19 protein-coding genes are annotated in these 18,700 nt (G+C 72.7%); 4 read left to right on the top strand and 15 right to left on the bottom strand.

What is annotated here, in order from left to right; all coding sequences use genetic code 11:
* Positions 1-19: 19 nt before the first annotated feature.
* Positions 20-1,027, top strand: coding sequence for an aldo/keto reductase family protein (locus AXF14_RS09675; RefSeq protein ID WP_067942832.1), 1,008 nt, complete (start codon positions 20-22; stop codon positions 1,025-1,027).
* Between the two features lie 104 nt (positions 1,028-1,131).
* Here the strand turns inward: AXF14_RS09675 and AXF14_RS09670 are convergent, their stop codons facing one another.
* From AXF14_RS09670 to AXF14_RS09660, 3 genes are all read right to left on the bottom strand, one after another.
* Complete coding sequence (locus AXF14_RS09670) at positions 1,132-2,388, bottom strand: MFS transporter (RefSeq protein WP_236755478.1); 1,257 nt, start codon at positions 2,386-2,388, stop codon at positions 1,132-1,134.
* Positions 2,389-2,507: 119 nt separating this feature from the next.
* Entirely contained in the window at positions 2,508-3,800 is a 1,293-nt protein-coding gene (locus tag AXF14_RS09665) for an MFS transporter (RefSeq protein WP_335338926.1), read from the bottom strand.
* 101 nt (positions 3,801-3,901) lie between these two features.
* A complete protein-coding gene (locus AXF14_RS09660) occupies positions 3,902-4,948 on the bottom strand; it encodes a quinone-dependent dihydroorotate dehydrogenase (RefSeq protein WP_067942828.1) in 1,047 nt (348 codons plus the stop codon).
* Between the two features lie 122 nt (positions 4,949-5,070).
* Between AXF14_RS09660 and ypfJ the strand changes: the two genes are divergently transcribed.
* The 3 genes from ypfJ to AXF14_RS14175 all read left to right on the top strand — a co-directional run bounded on the left by ypfJ (position 5,071) and on the right by AXF14_RS14175 (position 7,463).
* Positions 5,071-6,006, top strand: a complete 936-nt coding sequence (gene ypfJ / locus AXF14_RS09655) for a KPN_02809 family neutral zinc metallopeptidase (RefSeq protein ID WP_067942827.1) — start codon at positions 5,071-5,073, stop codon at positions 6,004-6,006.
* 74 nt (positions 6,007-6,080) lie between these two features.
* On the top strand, positions 6,081-6,461 hold the full coding sequence (locus AXF14_RS09650; RefSeq protein ID WP_067942826.1) for a DUF488 domain-containing protein: 381 nt from the start codon (positions 6,081-6,083) through the stop codon (positions 6,459-6,461).
* Positions 6,462-7,463 carry a GNAT family N-acetyltransferase gene (locus AXF14_RS14175; RefSeq protein ID WP_084355492.1) on the top strand — a complete coding sequence of 334 codons (1,002 nt, stop codon included), beginning with the start codon at positions 6,462-6,464 and terminating at the stop codon, positions 7,461-7,463.
* 108 nt (positions 7,464-7,571) lie between these two features.
* Here AXF14_RS14175 and AXF14_RS09635 read toward each other — a convergent pair whose 3' ends face one another.
* From AXF14_RS09635 to AXF14_RS09585, 12 genes are all read right to left on the bottom strand, one after another.
* Entirely contained in the window at positions 7,572-8,261 is a 690-nt protein-coding gene (locus AXF14_RS09635) for a GyrI-like domain-containing protein (RefSeq protein ID WP_211260078.1), read from the bottom strand.
* Positions 8,262-8,339: 78 nt separating this feature from the next.
* The gene (locus tag AXF14_RS14790) at positions 8,340-8,456 is read right to left on the bottom strand and encodes a MerR family DNA-binding transcriptional regulator (protein ID WP_335338915.1); all 117 of its coding nucleotides are present in this window, start codon (positions 8,454-8,456) and stop codon (positions 8,340-8,342) included.
* 190 nt (positions 8,457-8,646) lie between these two features.
* Positions 8,647-9,042 carry a metal-sulfur cluster assembly factor gene (locus tag AXF14_RS09630; RefSeq protein ID WP_067942825.1) on the bottom strand — a complete coding sequence of 132 codons (396 nt, stop codon included), beginning with the start codon at positions 9,040-9,042 and terminating at the stop codon, positions 8,647-8,649.
* Positions 9,043-9,083: 41 nt separating this feature from the next.
* Positions 9,084-9,566: a Fe-S cluster assembly sulfur transfer protein SufU gene (gene sufU / locus AXF14_RS09625; RefSeq protein ID WP_067942824.1), complete on the bottom strand. Its 483-nt coding sequence runs from the start codon at positions 9,564-9,566 to the stop codon at positions 9,084-9,086.
* Positions 9,567-9,568: 2 nt separating this feature from the next.
* Positions 9,569-10,897: an aminotransferase class V-fold PLP-dependent enzyme gene (locus AXF14_RS09620; protein ID WP_067942823.1), complete on the bottom strand. Its 1,329-nt coding sequence runs from the start codon at positions 10,895-10,897 to the stop codon at positions 9,569-9,571.
* 128 nt (positions 10,898-11,025) lie between these two features.
* Positions 11,026-11,778: a Fe-S cluster assembly ATPase SufC gene (gene sufC, locus AXF14_RS09615; protein ID WP_067942822.1), complete on the bottom strand. Its 753-nt coding sequence runs from the start codon at positions 11,776-11,778 to the stop codon at positions 11,026-11,028.
* Positions 11,779-11,828: 50 nt separating this feature from the next.
* Entirely contained in the window at positions 11,829-13,076 is a 1,248-nt protein-coding gene (locus tag AXF14_RS09610) for a SufB/SufD family protein (RefSeq protein ID WP_067942821.1), read from the bottom strand.
* Between the two features lie 112 nt (positions 13,077-13,188).
* Positions 13,189-14,616 (bottom strand): Fe-S cluster assembly protein SufB, encoded by a 1,428-nt coding sequence (gene sufB, locus AXF14_RS09605; RefSeq protein ID WP_462675706.1) that lies wholly within the window; start codon positions 14,614-14,616, stop codon positions 13,189-13,191.
* Positions 14,617-14,636: 20 nt separating this feature from the next.
* Positions 14,637-15,371, bottom strand: a complete 735-nt coding sequence (locus tag AXF14_RS09600) for a helix-turn-helix transcriptional regulator (protein WP_067942819.1) — start codon at positions 15,369-15,371, stop codon at positions 14,637-14,639.
* A 284-nt stretch (positions 15,372-15,655) separates the two neighbouring features.
* Positions 15,656-16,651, bottom strand: a complete 996-nt coding sequence (locus AXF14_RS09595; RefSeq protein WP_067942818.1) for a LacI family DNA-binding transcriptional regulator — start codon at positions 16,649-16,651, stop codon at positions 15,656-15,658.
* A gap of 161 nt (positions 16,652-16,812) precedes the next feature.
* Positions 16,813-17,730 (bottom strand): glycoside hydrolase family protein, encoded by a 918-nt coding sequence (locus tag AXF14_RS09590; RefSeq protein WP_067942817.1) that lies wholly within the window; start codon positions 17,728-17,730, stop codon positions 16,813-16,815.
* A gap of 10 nt (positions 17,731-17,740) precedes the next feature.
* Positions 17,741-18,700, bottom strand: a complete 960-nt coding sequence (locus tag AXF14_RS09585; protein WP_067942816.1) for a carbohydrate ABC transporter permease — start codon at positions 18,698-18,700, stop codon at positions 17,741-17,743.

Raw genomic sequence — 18,700 nt, 5'->3', positions numbered from 1 at the left:
CCGCCCGTAGGCTGTGCGCATGGTCGCTTACCGTCACCTCGGCAGCTCCGGACTCAAGGTCACGGAGATCACCTACGGCAACTGGCTCACCCACGGCTCCCAGGTGGAGGCGGACACCGCCATCGAGTGCGTCCGCACCGCCCTGGACCTCGGCATCACGAGCTTCGACACCGCGGACACCTACGCCAACACGAAGGCCGAGGAGGTGCTCGGCCGCGCGCTCAAGGGCGAGCGCCGCGACGGCCTCGAGATCTTCACGAAGGTCTACTTCCCCATCGACGCCAAGGGCGCCAACGACTCGGGCCTGTCCCGCAAGCACATCCTGCGCGGGATCGAGGGCTCGCTGCGGCGCCTCGGCACCGACTACGTCGACCTGCTCCAGGCGCACCGCTTCGACGACGCCACCCCGCTGGAGGAGACGATGCAGGCCTTCGCCGACGTCGTCCGCTCCGGCAAGGCGCTGTACATCGGGGTCTCCGAGTGGAACGCCGAGCAGATCCGCGCCGGCCAGGAGATCGCCACCCAGATGGGCTTCCGCCTCGTGTCCAACCAGCCGCAGTACTCGATGCTGTGGCGGGTCATCGAGGAGGAGGTCGTCCCCACCTCGAAGGAGCTCGGCATGGGGCAGGTGGTCTGGTCCCCCATGGCCGAGGGCGTCCTGTCCGGCAAGTACCTGCCGGGCGCCCAGCCCCCCGCCGGCTCGCGCGCCACGGACGAGGAGGGCGGCAAGGAGATGATCGCCCGCTGGATGGAGGAGCCCGTACTCACCGCGGTCCAGCGCCTGCGCCCGATCGCCGAGGAGGCCGGCCTGTCGATGGCCCAGCTGGCGGTGGCCTGGGTCCTGCAGAACGACAACGTTTCCGCGGCCCTCGTGGGCGCCTCGCGGCCCGAGCAGCTCGTCGAGAACGTCAAGGCCTCGGGAGTGCGCCTCGGGCAGGACGTCCTCGACGCGATCGACGCGGCGCTCGGCGACGTCGTCGAGCGGGACCCCTCGCTCACGCGCTCCCCCAGCCGCCGCCGGGACTGAGCCCGCTCCGACGACGCCCGGTCGACCGTGCCGCGCCTCCCCTGGTCCGCTCGCTCCGCCCCGGTGCGGGCGGGCCGGCCCGCGTCTCAGGGACGGCGCGCGTCTCAGGGACGGCGCGCCCGGCGCAGGGCCAGTGAGGCGACCAGGACAGCGGCCCCGGCGACGACGCCGGGCGCGTTCCCGCGGTGGAGGTCGGTGCCGATGAGACCGGTGAGGACGCTGCCGGCGGAGACGCCGAGGACGTTGGCGGTGGCCCCCAACGTCATGAGGGCCGTGACGCGGCCCGTGGGCGCGAGGACCTCCAGCGCCGTGTAGCAGGTAGCCAGCGTCAGGCCGACGCCGGCGCCCATGACGAGCATGACGACGACGGTCGGCCCCGTTCCGGGGACGCTCATGAGGACGAGGGACCCCAGGGCGACGGCGGCGCCTCCCAGGGCGAGCCGGCCCGGGACGGACAGACGGATCCCGGCGGAGACCAGGCCCAGGATCCCGGAGGTCAGCCCCATGCAGCCGTAGACCGGTCCCGTCAGCCCCGGCGTGCCGCGCGAGGCGTTGACGGCCGTGAGAGCCGTCTGCGTGACGCCGAAGACGAGTCCGATCGCGAGGATCGTCGTCAGGAGCGCGGCAACCGGTGCGCCTGGGCGGGCGCTCGACACCGCTCGGAGCGCCGTCGCACCCGCCGGGGCGGTCTCCGCGGTCCGCGCCCCGCCACGGTGCTCCGGGCGCGCCAGGGCCGGGTTGCCCAGCAGCCACAGGGCGAAGAGGCCCTCGCCGACCGCCGTGAGCACGATGAGGGCTAGGGCGGCCCCCTCGGCGCCGAGGAGGCTGACGAGGCCGCCCGCGGCCACGGGCCCGATGACGAAGCTCGTCTCGTCAGCGGCGGTCTCGTAGCCGAGACCGAGGCGGACGGCGCGGGCGCCACGCGCGGGGTCGGAGCTCCGGCCGATGCGCGACCAGGTGGCGCGGGCGACGGAGGGGACCTGCGGGTTGGCGGCCCCGGTGAGGGCGGCGCCCGCCAGCACGACGGCGTCGGGCAGGTCGCGCGCGAGCGCGAGGAGGACGGTGCCGAGGCCGGCGGTCTGCGCGAGGACGGCGACGGCGAGGACCGACAGGGGGCCGTGCCGGTCCACGAGCCGCCCGATGACGGCGGCGAGGGCCGCGGTGCCCAGCCCGACAGCGGCGACGCTCGATCCCGCGAGGGCCAGGCCGCGGCCGGCGGCGGAGACGACGAGGAGCAGTCCGAGCTGGTTCATCGCCGCGGGGAGGCGCCCGGCGTATGCGGAGGCGAGGAAGGCGGGGCCGGCGGCGTCGATGACGGTGCGCGCCGGAGAGGCGGTGGGTGCGGGGTCGGGGGCGGTCATGGCGTTCCTGGGGTCGGTTCACGGCGGTGCCCGCCCGACCTCACAGGGCACCCACGACTTCCCTCTGCGCGCACCGTAGCAGAGCGACGCCGTCTCCCCGCAGCCGGCCCGGGCGCGCGTCAGGGGCGCTCGGGCGCTCCGGCGGCGCCGTCCAGCTCGTCGTCGATGACGCCGTCGGCGCAGGCCCGCCACCCCGCCCGGGCCATGGGCACGGTCGAGACGATGAGGAGGCAGAGCGGGACGGTCCAGCCGCCGGTGAGGCCGTGGACCCAGCCGACGACGAAGGGTCCCGCGGAGGCCAGCGCGTAGCCGACGGACTGGGTGAAACCGGACAGGGCGGCCGTGACTCGGTAGTCCCGGGTGCGGTGGGTGACGAGGACGAGGGCCACCTGGAAGCAGAAGCCGGAGATCCCGGGCGCGCAGGGCCACAGCCAGGCGCCGGTCGGCGGGGCGGCGAGGAGGCCGGCGTAGCCCACGACGAGCATGGCGACGAAGAACATGACCCAGGCCTGGAGGTGCCTCGAGCGGGTGACGAGCGGCGGGATGATGAAGCCGCCCGGCAGGCCCCACACGGAGAAGGCCGCCAGGAGCAGCGAGGCGCGGTCGAGCGGTGCTCCGGCGTCGCGGAAGATCTGGGGCAGCCAGCCGAAGGCGACGTAGGCCTGCATCGACTGCATGCCGAAGAAGAGAGCCATGGCGCGGGCGCGAGGGCTGCGGGCGACGTCGGCGAGGCCCACGGGACGGGCCGCCGCGATCCCGGACGCGGACGCGGCCGCCTCGGGGACCTCGTCCTCGAGGAGGCTTGACGCGCCGAGCTCGCCGTCCGCACGACCCGGCGCGCTCCGCTCCTTGCGCGACGCCTCGTGCACCGCCCTGCGCCCGCTGAGCAGCCGCGCGAGGAGGATGCCGAGCCACGGCACGACGGCCAGGGCTGAGACCCAGCCCCACACGCCGAGGCTCCCGCGCCATCCCGCGGAGGACTCGACGACGGCCGGGGCGACGAGCTGCGGCAGGAGCGAGCCGATCGGCAGGACGGTGACGTACACGGCCGTCCAGCCCCCCGAGTGCAGCGGGAAGCGCTGCTTGATCGCCATCGGCAGGAGGACGTTGCCCAGGCCCGCGCCGAAGAGCGCGACGAGGGACATGAGGAGGAAGACGGCGGTGGTGCCGGAGGCCGCGCGGGCCAGCAGGCCGATTGCGGCGAGGAGGGCCGCCAGGGCGAGCCCGCCGACGGCTCCGAGCCGGTGACCGAGGCGGGCGGCGACGGCGCCCGAGGCGGCGAAGGACAGTCCGGGGAGGGCGGACAGGAGTGCGGCGCTCGTCGTCCCCATCCCGATGCCGGCGCGGATCTCCTCCAGGACGGGACCGGTGCTCGTGGCGCCGGGGCGCAGGACGAGCGAGACGAGGACGATGCCCGTGCCGACCGCCCAGGCGGCGGGCAGGGCGGCCTCCGCGGCCCGCCGGGCCGGTGCCGCGTCGGATCGCCCGGCGGGTGCGGTGCTCTCCCCCGCCGTCAGCGGGCGCGGCGGGTCGCGGCCAGGGCGCGGTTGATGCGGCCCGGCCAGGCGGGGCCGTTGTAGATGAAGGCCGAGTAGGCCTGGAGGAGGTCGGCACCGGCGTCGAGCATGAGCTCGGCGTCCCAGATGGAGGAGATGCCGCCGACGCCGATGATGGTGGGCTCGTCGCCGAGGCGGTCACGCAGGCGGCGCACGACCGCGAGCGCCCGCGGCAGGACCGGGGCGCCGGAGACGCCGCCCGCGCCGAGCTCGTGGTCGATGGTGGTGTTGGTGGCGACGACGCCGTCGAGGCCCATGTCGAGGACGAGGTCGGCGACGGCGTCGACGTCCTCGTCGGCGAGGTCGGGGGCGATCTTGACCAGGAGCGGGACGTGGCGCCCGGCGGCGGCGTCGCCCGCCTCGCGGACGGCCTCGAGGATGGGGCGCAGCGACTCGACGGACTGGAGGTCGCGCAGGCCCGGGGTGTTGGGGCTGGAGACGTTGACGACGAGGTAGTCGGCCCAGCGGGCGACCTTCGAGGCGGAGTAGCGGTAGTCCTCGACGGCCTCGTCGTTGGGGACGGCCTTCGTCTTGCCGATGTTGGCGCCGACGACGATGCTGCGACCGCGCTTCGTGGAGCGCAGGGCGCGCAGGCGACGGGCAGCCTCGTCGGCGCCGTCGTTGGGGAAGCCCATGGCGTTGCGCAGGGAGCGCGTGGACGGGTAGCGCCACACGCGGGGCTTGGGGTTGCCGGGCTGGGGCCAGGCGGTGAAGGTGCCGACCTCGATGAAGCCGAAGCCGAGCATGTCCAGGCCCTCGATGGCCTGCCCCTCCTTGTCCATGCCGGCGGCGAGGCCGAGGACGCCGGGGACGGGGCGGGCGAAGGGGCCGCCCTGTCCGGCGGCGGGGACGGGGGCGGCGGGGCGGCGGCCCCAGGCCTCGCGGACGGCGTCGCGGACCAGCGGGACGCGGCTCGTGACCTCGATGGCCTGGACGCAGACGTCGTGGATGACCTCGGGGTCGATGCGGGACAGGACGGACTTGTACAGGAGGTCGTAGAGCACGTCCCCAGGTTACCCGGCGGTCACGGTCCGGGCCCTTCCCGGTGCGGCCCGCGGGACGGGGGCCGTGACGCCGGTTACGCTGGGGCACGCTCCCCGCTTCCCGAGCCCACGAGGTGCCCGTCATGTCCTTCAACAAGGGAATCCAGGTCGACCCCAACCGCGTCTCGACGCGCTCGACGGGCGGCGGCGGCCGCGGCGTGGCCATCGGCGGCGGCTCGGTCTTCACGGTCATCGCGCTGGTCATCCTGTCCCAGCTCACGGGCGTCGACCTCACCGGCATGCTCGCCGGGGACTCCTCGAGCCAGGCGGGGTCCTCGTCCACGTCCTCGACCATCGACATGTCCGTGTGCGGGACCGGCTCGGACGCCAACGGCGACGCCGCGAACACGTACACGCAGTGCCGCATGGCCGCCACGGCCGAGTCCCTCGACGCCGTGTGGGGCGAGCAGCTGGCCGCCCAGGCGAAGGTCGACTACGTCAAGCCGGAGTTCCTCCTGTGGGACGGGAGCTCCGTGTCGACGGCCTGCGGCTCCGCCACCTCCGCCGTCGGCCCCTTCTACTGCCCGGGCGACTCCACCGTGTACCTCGACATGTCCTTCTTCCAGGAGATGGAGGGCGGCGTCATCGGCGCCGCGGACACCCCGCTCGCGGAGGAGTACATCGTCGCCCACGAGTTCGGGCACCACATCCAGAACGAGCTGGGCCTCATGAACAGCACCGACCGCTCCGGCACCGGTGCGACCTCCGACTCGGTGCGCACCGAGCTGCAGGCCGACTGCTACGCCGGCGTGTGGGTCCACTACGCGGCGACGACGAAGGACCCCGAGACCGGCGAGGCCTTCCTCACCAAGCCGACGCAGGACGAGATCCAGACGGCGCTCGACGCCGCGGCCGCCGTCGGCGACGACCACATCCAGCAGCGCTCCTCGGGGACCGTGGACTCCGACTCGTGGACGCACGGCTCCTCGGCGCAGCGACAGAAGTGGTTCACGACCGGCCTCGAGGGCGGGGAGATCGGCCAGTGCGACACCTTCTCGGTCTCCGGCTCGGAGCTGTGAGCGACTGAGCCCCTCGGACTGAGGACGGGGCCCGCCGGGTGACCGGCGGGCCCCGTCGCGTCTAGCGTGTCGGTATGAGCACTGACCTCCCCACCGCTGACAGCATCGCCCTCGCCTACGTCCGCGACGGCGCGGGCGACGACGACGGCTACCGCGTCCTCATCGACCGTCTCTGGCCGCGCGGCGTCTCCAAGGCGAAGGCGGCGGTCGACGAGTGGTGCAAGGCGGTCGCGCCCTCGGACGGGCTGCGCAAGGCCTTCCACCACGACGGGCTCTCCTGGGAGGACTTCGAGGAGCGCTACCGCGCCGAGCTCAAGGAGGGCGAGCGCCACGAGGCGATGCTGGCGCTGCGCGAGCGGGCGCGCTCGGGGCGCGTCACCCTGGTCTACGGCACGAAGGGCGGCGACGAGCGCTCGCAGGCTCCCGTGCTGCGCGCCGTCATGCTGGGGCGCTGAGTGGACGGCTGGCTCCTGCGCCCCGCGGTCCTCGACGACGCCGAGGCGGTCGCGGAGGCCTTCGCGGACGACCCGGAGATGGCTAGGCAGGGCCCGGTCACCGACGTCGTCTCGGCCCGTCGCTACCTCGAGCGGCTGACCGACACCACCGACGGCCGCCACGCCTGGGTCGCCGTCGAGGGCTCGGGTCCGGCCCGGGCCCTCGTGGGGGTGTCAGTGGACGCGGAGAACCGCCTGGGCTGGTTCTTCTACTGGTGCCACCGGGATGCGCGAGGCGGCGGCGTCACGCGTCGGGCGGCGAGGGCGGTCGCGGGCCACGCGCTCAGCCCCGACGGGATGGCCCTCGAGCGGCTCGAGCTCGGGCACCGCGTCAACAATCCGGCCTCGGGCGGTGTCGCCACGGCGGCCGGATTCGTCCTCGAGGGGAGGGAGCGGGAGAAGTTCCTCGTCGACGGCAAGCGGGTCGACGTCCTCGCCTACGGGCGGCTGCGCTCGGACCCGGCACCGCAGGCGGACTCCGTCCCGCCGCTCCTGAGTCTGCGGCCGCTCGCGGTCTCGGACGCGTCGGCGATGAGCCGGGTGCTGAGCGACCCGGTCCTGTACGGCGCCATCGGCGGCGAGCCGCCGAGCAGGGAGGCTCTGGAGGATCGTTACGCGCGGCTCGTCGTGGGACGGTCCGACGACGGCACCGAGGAGTGGGTCAACGACGTCGTGCTCCTCGATGGCGCGTCGGTCGGCTACGTCCAGGCGACGGTGACCGGAGACGAGGCGGTCAGGAGGGCCGAGCTGGCCTGGGTCGTCGGCGCTCCCTGGCAGGGGCGGGGTGTCGCGACCCAGGCCGCCCGGCTGCTCGTCGACGGGCTCCGCCGCCGGGGCGTCATCCAGGTCAGCGCGCTCATCGCCCCGGGTCACGCGGCCTCGGAGGGCGTGGCGCGCGGTCTTGGGATGACGCGGACCGACGTCGTCGTCGACGGAGAGGTGCGCTGGCACCGCACGCTCTGACGCGCTTTCGCGCTGCGCTGCCGTGAGCGGCGGTGGCCCTGCCGGCAAGGAACCTGGACGAGGCGGTCCCGGGAGCCTCGTACCCCGGGACCGCCATCGCACGGCGTCTCAGGCGGCGCCGTCGGAGAGCGGCCAGCACACCCTCGTCACGGGGACGACGTCGGCCGGGGCGCCGGGCTCGTGGGGGTCGACGTCGTAGAGGTTGAAGCCCTTGTCCGCGAGGCCGTCCGTGGCCTCGGGCGCCATCTGGAGCCCCTCGGCTGCGACGTGTCGCCCGAGCTCGCGGTTGGCCTCCGTGATGAGGTCGTACGGGCCAGTCACGGTCGCGACGAGGCAGTCCCGGGCGGGCAGGTCGACGACCTCGAGCGGCGCGGGCACCGTCGTGCCGGGGACGACCGGGATGAGGAGGGCGAGGTCGACGTCGCGCTCGACGTAGGCGTGGAGGAGCTCGATGACGCCGCAGGGGCCGGCGGGGCGGATGCCGGCGGCCTCCAGAAGCGGTGTTGCGCGGGCCCAGAGCAGACCCTCGTCGGAGTATGTGGGAACGGTGCCGCGCAGGATGACGGCGGTCATCGCCTCCACACGCTGTCGGGCGATCGTGATGGAGAGGTTGGTGGGGCGGTTGTCGTGGGACGTCATGGGACTGTCTCCTTCGCTGATCATGCGGTCGATGAGGGTGAGGCGTCCCTGGGCAGCGGCGAGCTCCTCGCGCAGCGCCTCGCGCTGGAGCTCCAGCGTCTGGCGCCAGCGCGGAGTCCCGCGGGCGGCGAGGAGTGCCGGGATGGAGGAGACGCCCACTCCGACGTCGCGCAGCCCACGGACGACGTCGGCGTCTGCGACCTGCTCGGGCGAGTAGAGGCGGTATCCGGTGACGGGCTAGACGTGCGCGGGCACGAGTACGCCGTACGCGTCGTAGTGCCGCAGCATCCGGACGGACAACCGCGTGAGGGCGATGAAGCGGCCGATCGTCAGGAGGCGGGAGGTCTCTTCCATGGGCACAGCCTGGCCCCTGACACCGTGGCAGGGTCAAGACCACTGGCAGAGCAGTGCCCTCGCGGCGTCAGCTCACGCACCGAGCACAAGACAGTCCGCCCTCCCCTGGGTGGGGAGGACGGACCGGTCTCAGCGTCAGGATGTCCCGATCTCGAAGTCAGGATGTCCCGATCTCGCGACGGACGGAGCCTCAGACGTTGAAGCCGAGGGCGCGGAGCTGCTCGCGGCCCTCAGGGGTGATCTTGTCCGGGCCCCACGGCGGCAGCCACACCCACTGGATGCGGACCTTGTCGGCGATGAGCCCGAGGGCCTGCTGGGCCTGCTCCTCGATGACGTCGGTGAGCGGGCAGGCGGCGGTCGTGAGCGTCATGTCGAGGACGACGGTGCCGTCCGGCTCGATGGACAGCCCGTAGAGGAGGCCGAGGTCGACCACGTTGATGCCGAGCTCGGGGTCGATGACGTCGCGGAGGGCCTCCTCGATGGCGGCCACGTCGACGTCGGCCAGGGCGGTCGGGTCGTGCTGCGCGGCCATCGGGTTGGCGGCGTCTCCGGGGGCTCCCGGCGAGGAGGTGGTGGGCTCGCTCATGGGTTCTCCTTGTGTTGAGGTCGTGGGGTCGGTCTCGGCGCTCAGGCGCCGGTGGTCTCGTCGTCGGCGGGCGCCGGCCAGGCGGTGCCGGTCTGGACGACGGCGTCCTTGAGGGCCTTCCAGCCCAGGAGGGCGCACTTGACGCGGTTGGGGTACTTCGAGGTGCCCTCGAAGGCGGCGCCGTCCTCGAGGTCGTCAAGGAGCTCGTCGGGGACGCCCTTGCCGCGGGAGTGCATCATCTCGTCGAACTCGCGCTCGAGCCGCGCAACGGTGGCGAGGTCGGCGCCGTCGACGAGGTCGTGCATGACGGAGATGGAGGCCTGGGAGATGGAGCAGCCGTCCCCCTCCCAGCCCACGGCCCGGACCTTGCCGTCCTGGAGCCGGACGGTGAGGGTCACCTCGTCGCCGCAGGTGGGGTTCACCTGGTGCGACTCGGCGTCGGCGGTCTCGAGGGCGCCCTCTCCGTGGCGCTCCTTGGAGTGGTCGAGGATGACCTGCTGGTAGAGCTGGTCGAGGTCGTTCATGGTCACCTCTGGAAGTAGGTGCGGACGGAGGCGACGGCCTCGAGGAGGCGGTCGACCTCCTCCGGGGTGGTCGTGGGGCCGAAGGTCGCGCGCGAGGACGAGGGGACCCCGAAGTGCGCGTGGATCGGCTGGGCGCAGTGGTGCCCGGTGCGCACGGCGACGCCGGCGGCGTCGAGCACCTGGCCGACGTCGTGCGGGTGGACGCCCTCGATGACGAAGGCGACGACGCCGGTGCGGTCCTCGGCGTCGCGGGGGCCGATGATGCGCACGCCCGGCAGGGTCTCGAGCCCGGCCAGCGCCCGCTCGGTGAGATCCTTCTCCCCCGCGTGGAGGCGGTCGAGGCCGAGGCCCGCGAGGTACTCGACGGCGACCTGCCAGCCGGCGGCCTGGGCGAGCGGCTGGCTGCCGGCCTCGAAGCGGGCGGGGCCCTCCATGTAGGTGGAGGACTCCATGGTGACGACCTCGATCATGGAGCCGCCGGTGAGGACGGCGGGCATGGAGGCCAGGAGCTCCTCGGTGGCGACGAGGGCGCCGATGCCGGTCGGGCCGAGCATCTTGTGGCTCGACAGGACGATGGCGTCGACGCCGCGGCGCGTCAGGTCCTTGAAGTCGATCGGCAGGTGGGCGCTGGACTGGCAGGTGTCGAGGACGACGAGCGCGCCGACGGCCTGCGCGGCCGGGAGGCTCGCGTCGAGCGGGCTGATGGCGCCGGTGACGTTGGAGGCGTGCGTGAGGGCGAGGACCTTGGTGCGCTCGGTGATGACGCCGAGGGTGTCGAGGTCGATGCGGCCCTCGGGGGTGAGGTCGAGCCAGCGCAGCGTGGCGCCGGTGCGGGCGCACAGCTCCTGCCAGGGCACGAGGTTGGCGTGGTGCTCGGCGCGGGTGACGACGACCTCGTCGCCCTCCCCGATGACGAGGCGGCGCGAGGGGTCGGAGGCGTCGGCGGGCGCTCCCCCGCGCTCGGCGGGGCGGCCGAGGCTGGCGTGGCCGATGGCCATGGGGACGAGGTTGAGGGCCTCCGTGGCGTTCTTGGTGAAGACGAGGTTCTCAGCGCGGGCGCCGACGAGGGCGGCGACGGCGTCGCGGGCGTCCTCCCAGACGGCGGTGGCCTCGTCGGCGATCTGGTAGGTGGAGCGGCCGGCGGCGCCGTTGTGCAGCCGGAGGAACTCCGCCTCCGCCTCGATGACGGCGGCGGGCTTCTGGCTGGTCGCACCCCAGTCGAGGTAGGCCAGCTCGCCGCCGTTGCGGGCGGGGCGGGCCAGGTACGGGAAGTCGGCGCGGACGGCGTCGACCTCCTCCGCGGTGAGCGGGAGGGCCGGGGTGGCGGTCATGGGCGGGGTGCCTCCGAAGGGGGTTGCTGGTCGTTCAGGGACGGCGCGCGTCGTGCCGACGGGCGGCGCGGTGCGCTCCCGGGGCGGGCGACGGCGTGCACCGTCCGCCCCGGGGGGGGCTGCGGGCCTCAGGCCTGCAGGAAGCGGTCGTAGCCCTCGTTCTCGAGGCGGTCGGCCAGGTCGGGGCCGCCCTCCTCGGCCACGCGGCCCTTGACGAGGACGTGGACGTGGCTGGGCTCGATGTAGCGCAGGATGCGCGTGTAGTGCGTGATGAGGAGGAAGCCGGCGTCGGAGGAGTCGTGGAGCCGGTTGACGCCCTCAGAGACGATGCGCAGGGCGTCGACGTCGAGACCGGAGTCGGTCTCGTCGAGGATCGCGAAGCGCGGCTTGAGGAGCTCCATCTGGAGGATCTCGAAGCGCTTCTTCTCACCGCCGGAGAAGCCCGCGTTGACGTCGCGCTGGGCGAAGGCCGGGTCCATGCGGAGCCTCTCCATGGCGGCGTTGACCTCGGCGACCCACTGGCGGACCTTGGGGGCCTGGCCGTCGACGGCGGTCTTGGCGGTGCGCAGGAAGTTGGAGACGGAGACGCCAGGGACCTCGACCGGGTACTGCATGGCGAGGAAGAGGCCGGCGCGGGCCCGCTCGTCGACGGTCATGTCGAGGAGGTTCTCGCCGTCGAGGAGGACCTCGCCGTCGGTGACCTCGTAGTCGGGGTGGCCGGCGATGGAGTAGGCGAGCGTGGACTTGCCGGAGCCGTTGGGGCCCATGATGGCGTGGACCTCGTTGGAGTCGACGGTGAGGTCGACGCCGCGGAGGATCTGCTTGGGGCCGTCATTGGTGGCGACCTGGACGTGGAGGTTCTTGATCTCGAGGGTGCTCATGAGTGCTCTTCTCTGGAAGTCAGTTCGGTAAGTTCGTCGTGGGTGGCCGCTCAGGCCTGCGCGTCGGCGTCGGGGGCGTCGAGGAGGCCGGTGAGGGCCAGCTCCTTCTCGATGGCGCCCATGAGGGTCTCCTCGACCTCGGGGACGCCGATCTCGGCGACGATCTCGTTGAAGAAGCCGAGGACGACGAGGCGACGGGCCTCTGTCTCCGGGATGCCGCGGGCCTCGAGGTAGAACAGCTGCTCGTCGTCGAAGCGGCCGGTGGCGGAGGCGTGGCCGGCGCCGGCGATGTTGCCGTTCTTGATCTCCAGGTTCGGGATGGAGTCGGCCTTGGCGCCCTCGGTGAGGACGAGGTTGCGGTTGAGCTCGTAGGTGTCGGTGCCGCGGGCCCTCTCGCCGATGTAGCAGTCGCCGACCCACACGGCGTGGGCGTTCTTGCCCTGGAGGGCGCCCTTGTAGGTGACGCGGGAGTAGCAGCTCGCCTCGGTGTGGGCGACGTAGGGGCGGTGCTCCTGGTGCTGGCCGGCGTCGGTGAAGTAGACGCCGTAGGCGTCGATGTGGCCACCCTCGCCGGAGAAGCCGAGGTCCGGGGAGACGCGCACGTCCCCGCCGAGGCTGACGACGACGTGCTTGAGAGTGCCGCGGCCCTCGACGCGCACGCGGTGGTTGGAGGCGTGGACGGCCTCGTCCTCCCAGCCCTGGACGGTGACGAGGGTGAGCTCGGCGCCCTCGGCGACGACGACCTCGACGGTCTCGGTCAGGGCCGCGGTCCCGGTGTGGTCGATGACGACGGTGCCCTTGGCGCCGGCCTCTGCGGTGACGAGGAGGCCGAGGGCCGTCGGGTTGGCCAGGCCCCCGTCAGTCGGAGTGTCGGAGCCCTTGACGTTCACGCGGACGGCCGAGGCGAGCTCGGTGCCGGCGGTGAGAGTGACGGCGGTGGCCTGGGACGCGGCGTTCCAGGCGACGACGGCGGTGCGGTCCGAGGGCGCGCCGACGGTGCCGAGGCGGGCGTCGCCGCTCTCCAGGCTCTCGACGGCGACGCCCTCGGGGGCGTCGACGGTGAGGGAGACGGCGTCGGTCGCGGTGCCCGCGGTGACGGCGTCGAGGTCGAAGAGGGGCTTGAAGCGCTTCATGGGGGTGAAGCGCCACTCCTCCTCGCGGCCGCCGGGGACGGGGACGTCGGCGGCGTCGAAGGACGTGGGGCGGTCGGCTCGGGAGGAGACGTAGCGACGGGCGGGCCCGTGGGAGTGGGCGCCCTCGAGCGTCGCCTTCGAGTGGTCGGTCGAGAGGTCGGGCATGAGGTTCTCCTGTGCCGGAGTGCTCCGGCTGGTCATGGGTGAGGTCTGTGCGGAGGGGGACTCGGTGGGTGCGAGCCCGGGCGGGCGCGGCACGCGAGCGGCGGCAGCGGCGTCAGCCGACCGAGTTCTCCATCTGCAGCTCGATGAGGCGGTTGAGCTCGAGGGCGTACTCCATGGGCAGCTCGCGGGCGATGGGCTCGACGAAGCCGCGGACGATGGTCGCCATGGCCTCGGTCTCGGACAGGCCGCGCTGCATGAGGTAGAAGAGCTGGTCCGCGCTCACCTTGGACACGGTGGCCTCGTGGCCCATCTCGACGTCGTCGGTGCGCACGTCGACGTAGGGGTAGGTGTCCGAGCGGGAGATCTCGTCGACGAGGAGCGCGTCGCACAGGACGTTGGACTTCGAGTGGCGCGCGTTCTTCATGATCTGGACGAGGCCGCGGTAGCCGGAGCGACCGCCGTGGCGGGAGATCGACTTCGAGACGATGTGGCTCGAGGTGTACGGGGCCATGTGGACCATCTTGGCGCCGGTGTCCTGGTGCTGGCCCTCGCCGGCGAAGGCGATGGAGAGGGCCTCGCCGCGGGCGTGGGGGCCCATGAGGTAGACGGCCGGGTACTTCATGTTCTTCTTGGAGCCGATGTTGCCGTCGACCCACTCCATGGTGGCGCCCTCCTCGCAGGTGGCGCGCTGGGTGACGAGGTTCCACACGTTGTTCGACCAGTTCTGGATCGTCGTGTAGCGCACGCGGGCGTTCTTCTTGACGACGATCTCGACGATCGCGGAGTGCAGGGAGTCCGTGGAGTAGATCGGGGCGGTGCAGCCCTCGACGTAGTGGACGTAGGAGTCCTCGTCGGCGATGATCAGCGTTCGCTCGAACTGGCCCATGTTCTCCGTGTTGATGCGGAAGTAGGCCTGGAGCGGGATCTCGACCTTGACGCCCTTGGGGACGTAGATGAAGGAGCCGCCGGACCACACGGCCGTGTTGAGGGCGGCGAACTTGTTGTCGCCCGCGGGCACGACGGAGCCGAAGTACTCCTGGACGAGCTCGGGGTAGTCGCGCACCGCGGTGTCGGTGTCGACGAAGATGACGCCCTGCTCCTCGAGGTCGGAGCGGATCTGGTTGTAGACGACCTCGGACTCGTACTGGGCGGCGACGCCGGCGACGAGGCGCTCGTGCTCGGCCTCGGGGATGCCGATGCGGTCGTAGGTGTTCTTGATGTCCTCGGGCAGGTCGTCCCACGAGTTGGTGGGGCGGTCCGTGGAGCGGACGTAGTACTTGACCTGGTCCATGTCGAGGTCGGACATGTCGACGCCCCAGGTGGGCATGGGCTTGCGGAGGAAGGTCTCGTAGGCCTTGAGGCGCTTGGCGAGCATCCACTCCGGCTCGCCCTTGATCGCGGAGATCTCCCGGACGACCTCCTCCGACAGGCCGCGCTTCGCGGTGGCGCCGGCGGTGTCGGAGTCGTGCCACCCGAAGTCGTACTGGGTGGAGATGGAGTCGATGATCTCGTCGTCGCTGTTGCGCGGCGCCTCGTTCATGGTCTCCGTCACGGGCTGTGTCATCGGGTTCCTTCCGTTCGCTGGGGCCGGTGGCCCCGCGGGTCTGTTGCTGCTCGGACGGCGCGCTTGCGCAGCGCCGGCATGGCGATGGGGACGTGGGTCGTGCAGACGTGGTCGCCGCCGGCGAGGGTGGCGAGGCGCTGGACGGGCACGCCGAGGAGCCGGGCGAAGGCCTGGGTCTCGGCCTCGCAGAGCTCGTTGAACTGGCCGGCGACGTCGCGCACGGGGCAGTGGCCCTGGCACAGCTGGACGGCGTAGGTGCCGTCGCCGACGTCGCGCACGGTGGCCGCGTAGCCGTCGAGGGTGAGGGCGTCCGCGAGCGCGGAGGCCCGGTCCGCCGGGTCCTTGCCGGCGGCCTCGACGACGGGCATGTAGCGGCGCTCGAGGTCGCGCCCGCGGGCGGCCGCGAAGGAGTCGACGGCCTTGTCCCCCGCCACCTGCTGGAGGTAGGTGAGGGCGCGGTTGGCGAGGTCGGAGTACCCCTCGGCGAAGGTGGTGCGGGCGTCCGGGGTGCCGACGTAGTGCCGGGCCGGCCGCCCGCGTCCGCGCTTGCCTCCGGCGGCAGGCGTGTGGACCTGGATCTCGCCGGTCTCCTCGAGCGCCGTGATGTGACGGCGCACGGCGGCGGGGGTGAGGTCGAGGACCCGGGCGAGCTGCGCCGCGGAGACGGGCCCCTTCTCGACGATGAGATCGAGGACGCGCGCCCGGGTGGAGTCGTCATCGGCCTGGTTCATGGCATCTCCTCTCGGTCTCATCGGTGAGCCCGGTCGGCGGTGGCCGGCTGGGCGGGTCGGCCGGGAGCGCCGCGCGGGGCGGGCTCGGGGCGTTGACCAACTTTACCCAAGATCTTTGTTCCCATATTCAACGCTGGCAAGTGCGGCGGGACTGACGACGAGTGGCGTCCGGCACGCTTACCGTCCATGAGTGACGCCTATAGGGCGGCCGAGGGCTGAGAGGCGGTGACGACGCCGCTCCGACGGGGCCGCCCGTGGCCGCGCGGACCGCTCCGCGCGCCCCGTCAGGCCGCGGGAGCCGCCGTCGAGCCGCGCTCGATGAGTTCGCAGGTGAAGACCGTCGGGATGCGGGGCAGCTCCCCCGCTCCCCCGATGAGGCCGCTGGTCACCCACTCGGCCATGTCTCGTCGCGGCAGGCGCAGCGCCGTCAGCTGCGGGGCGACGTTCTCCGCGAGCACGGTCAGCTCGTCGAAGCCGATGACGGAGAGGTCCTCGGGCAGGCGCAGCCCGAGGGCCCGCGCCTGGCGGTAGACGCCCAGGGCGAGGGCGTCGTCGTAGCAGAACACGGCCGTGGGGCGGTCCGCGCGGTCGAGCAGGGCGCGCGCGGCGCGGTCGGCCCCGGAGGGCGTGCCGTCGCAGGCGACGACGAGGGAGGGATCGACCGTGAGCCCGGCGGCCGCCAGCGCCCCGGAGTAGCCGGACTGGCGCAGGCGGACGGTGACGTCGTCGTCGCGGTCGAGGGTGAGGTGGGCGATGCGGCGGTGCCCGAGGGCGAGGAGGTGGCCGACGGCCTCGACGGCGCCGGTCTCCTCGTCGGCGACGGCTCCGGGGACGCCGGGCCGGTCGGCGTAGCCGTTAAGGACCGCGACGTGGTCGAGGGCGCGGTCGACGTGGACCTTCTGGCGGGTGGTGGGGGCGTAGATGACGGCGTCGACGCGCCGCTGGCGCAGCTCGCGGACGGCCTCGCGCGTCTCCTTGGGCGTGTGCCCGAGGTCGGTGACGAGCATCGACCAGCCGGCCTCGCGGCAGACGGCGAGGACGTCGGCGAGGACGGCGCCGGAGGAGGTGGAGCGCTCGGAGACGAGCCCGAGGGTGCGGGTGGACCGGGAGCGCAGGGAGCCGGCGACGGCGTTGCGGACGTAGCCGGCCTCGTCGGCGGCGGCCTGGACGCGCTGGGCGGTCGCCTTGGCGACGCGGCCCTCGGCCTTGCCGGACAGGACCAGGGAGACCGTCGCGGTCGACACGCCCGCCGCGGAGGCGACGTCTGCCAGTGTGGCCACCCTCGGCCTCCGTTTCTCGCACGTGCTCTCGGACGGGCTCCTGCGCGCGTCCGGAGGAGATTGTGCGACGCGCGCAGGACGCTCGTCAAACGTTTAACGCCGGAGCGGGCCCCCACCGCGTGGTGGGCGCCCGCTCCGCCGTGGAAGGCCCTCGTCGCAGGTCAGTTGCGGGCGACGAGCTCGATCTCCTCCCACGGGATCGGGTCCGGCGCGCTCCCCACGAACGCGCCGTCCACGACGTCGTTGAACCCCGTGTAGACCCAGCGGCCGTCGCGCAGCGGCAGGAGCTGCCCCGCGTAGAGGTGCTCGGGCTGCACGTAGCGGGCGCCCGCGACGTCCCAGGGGCCCAGCGGGCCCTCCCCCTCGGCCACCCAGACGCCGCCCGGGCCGGGCTCGGCCTGCATGTCCTGGCCGCAGCAGAAGACGAGGAGGTGGCGGCCGTCGACCTCGCGGGACTGGGAGACCTCGAGCTGCCCGAACGGGGCGCCCGGCTCGGTCAGCGGGGGGAGCACCTCCCAGTGGTCGAGGTCGTCGGAGACGGCGTGCCCGATGACGCCAGAGTGCTTGACGTCGACGTCCTTGGCGCGGGCGGTGACCAGCATGTGCCACCGGCCCTCGTGCTCGAAGACGAAGGGGTCGCGCCAGGCCTCGTCGTGGGAGTACGCGGGGTTCCACGTCTGGTACCAGCGGTTGTCGGCCGTCACGGGCTCGGCGCAGGCGCGCTCGAAGGTGACGCCGTCGGTCGAGTCCGCCCAGCCGACGCGCTGGACCATCCCGGCCTCCACGTGGGAGATCCCGGTGTAGAAGACGCGCAGGGTCCCGTCCGGCTTGACGACCGTCGAGCCCGTCCAGATCGCCTTGTCGTCGAAGGCCGGGCCGTCGGAGTGGACGAGCGCGTCGGGCATGAGCGTCCACGTCCGGGCGTCGGTCGAGACCGCGTGCCCCATCGAGGCGTTGAAGTGCCTGCGCTGCGGGTCGTGCAGGGCGCGGGAGGCCCGCAGGAAGAACAGGTGGTACCGCTCGCCGTCGTCGGCGATCCAGTGGTCCCACAGCCAGTGGTCGGCCAGCTCGAGTGCCATGGTCGCCCCCTCAGCCCTTGACCGCCGTGCCCGCCAGCGAGGCCACGAAGGACCGCTGGAAGAGGACGAAGATGATGAGGACCGGCAGCGTGATGAGCGTCCCGTAGGCCATGATCTGGCCCCACACGGGGTTGAGCTGGAAGAAGTACTGCATGCCGACGCTGGCGGGCCGCATCGACTCCTCCTGGATGACCATGAGGGGCCACAGGTAGGAGTTCCAGGCCGGCAGCATCGTGATGATGGCGACCGTGGCGAAGGTCGGGCCCGAGAGCGGCACGATGATCCGCGAGTAGATCGTCCACCAGGAGGCGCCGTCCACCCTGGCGGCCTCGTCGATCTCCTTGGGGATGTCGCCGAAGTGCTGGGCGAACAGGAAGATCGCGAGCGCGTTGGCGACGAAGGGCAGGATCTGCACCTGGTAGGTGTTGAGCATGCCCTGCTTGACGAGGAAGCCGTCGACCACCCACTGGAGCGACGGGAGCTTGGCGACCCAGTAGACGAGCGGGACCGCGATGGTCTCGAAGGGGACCATGAGAGTGGCGAGCACGAGCGAGAGGACGATGCTCTTGCCCTTCCACCGCATGCGGGAGATGGCGAAGCCGATCATCGAGTTGACGACGAGGCCGAGGACGACGATGGCGACGGTGACGATGACGGAGTTCGTGATGAACCGCGCGGCCGGCACCCGGTCGAAGACGCCGGCGTAGTTGTCCATCGACAGGTGCCCCGTCGGCAGGAAGGCCTTGAGGGACCCGAGGTCGGCGAAGATCTGCTGGTCGTCCTTGAAGGAGGAGAAGACCATGAACAGGAGCGGGAAGATGGCGACGCAGGAGGCGATGACGAGGCCGACGTAGGCGAGGACCCTGCTGCGCCTCTTGGTCGCGACCCGGCCGCGGCGCGGTGAGTCGTCGGCCGCCTTGAGGGTGTCGACGAAGGCGGTGGCGGTGGCGGCGGTGTTCTCGGCGGCCAT

The organism is Actinomyces radicidentis (assembly GCF_001553565.1).
Lineage (GTDB): Bacteria > Actinomycetota > Actinomycetes > Actinomycetales > Actinomycetaceae > Actinomyces > Actinomyces radicidentis.
This window is presented reverse-complemented; position numbering and strand designations above follow the sequence as displayed.

Excerpts from the sequence above, each read along its gene's own strand:
- AXF14_RS09675 (WP_067942832.1), top strand. The coding sequence starts at position 20 with ATGGTCGCTTACCGTCACCTCGGCAGCTCCGGACTCAAGGTCACGGAG.
- AXF14_RS09670 (WP_236755478.1), bottom strand. The coding sequence starts at position 2,388 with ATGACCGCCCCCGACCCCGCACCCACCGCCTCTCCGGCGCGCACCGTC.
- ypfJ (WP_067942827.1), top strand. The coding sequence starts at position 5,071 with ATGTCCTTCAACAAGGGAATCCAGGTCGACCCCAACCGCGTCTCGACG.
- AXF14_RS09650 (WP_067942826.1), top strand. The coding sequence starts at position 6,081 with ATGAGCACTGACCTCCCCACCGCTGACAGCATCGCCCTCGCCTACGTC.
- AXF14_RS14790 (WP_335338915.1), bottom strand. The coding sequence starts at position 8,456 with ATGGAAGAGACCTCCCGCCTCCTGACGATCGGCCGCTTCATCGCCCTC.
- AXF14_RS09630 (WP_067942825.1), bottom strand. The coding sequence starts at position 9,042 with ATGAGCGAGCCCACCACCTCCTCGCCGGGAGCCCCCGGAGACGCCGCC.
- sufU (WP_067942824.1), bottom strand. The coding sequence starts at position 9,566 with ATGAACGACCTCGACCAGCTCTACCAGCAGGTCATCCTCGACCACTCC.
- AXF14_RS09620 (WP_067942823.1), bottom strand. The coding sequence starts at position 10,897 with ATGACCGCCACCCCGGCCCTCCCGCTCACCGCGGAGGAGGTCGACGCC.
- sufC (WP_067942822.1), bottom strand. The coding sequence starts at position 11,778 with ATGAGCACCCTCGAGATCAAGAACCTCCACGTCCAGGTCGCCACCAAT.
- AXF14_RS09610 (WP_067942821.1), bottom strand. The coding sequence starts at position 13,076 with ATGCCCGACCTCTCGACCGACCACTCGAAGGCGACGCTCGAGGGCGCC.
- sufB (WP_462675706.1), bottom strand. The coding sequence starts at position 14,616 with ATGAACGAGGCGCCGCGCAACAGCGACGACGAGATCATCGACTCCATC.
- AXF14_RS09600 (WP_067942819.1), bottom strand. The coding sequence starts at position 15,371 with ATGAACCAGGCCGATGACGACTCCACCCGGGCGCGCGTCCTCGATCTC.
- AXF14_RS09590 (WP_067942817.1), bottom strand. The coding sequence starts at position 17,730 with ATGGCACTCGAGCTGGCCGACCACTGGCTGTGGGACCACTGGATCGCC.
- AXF14_RS09585 (WP_067942816.1), bottom strand. The coding sequence starts at position 18,700 with ATGGCCGCCGAGAACACCGCCGCCACCGCCACCGCCTTCGTCGACACC.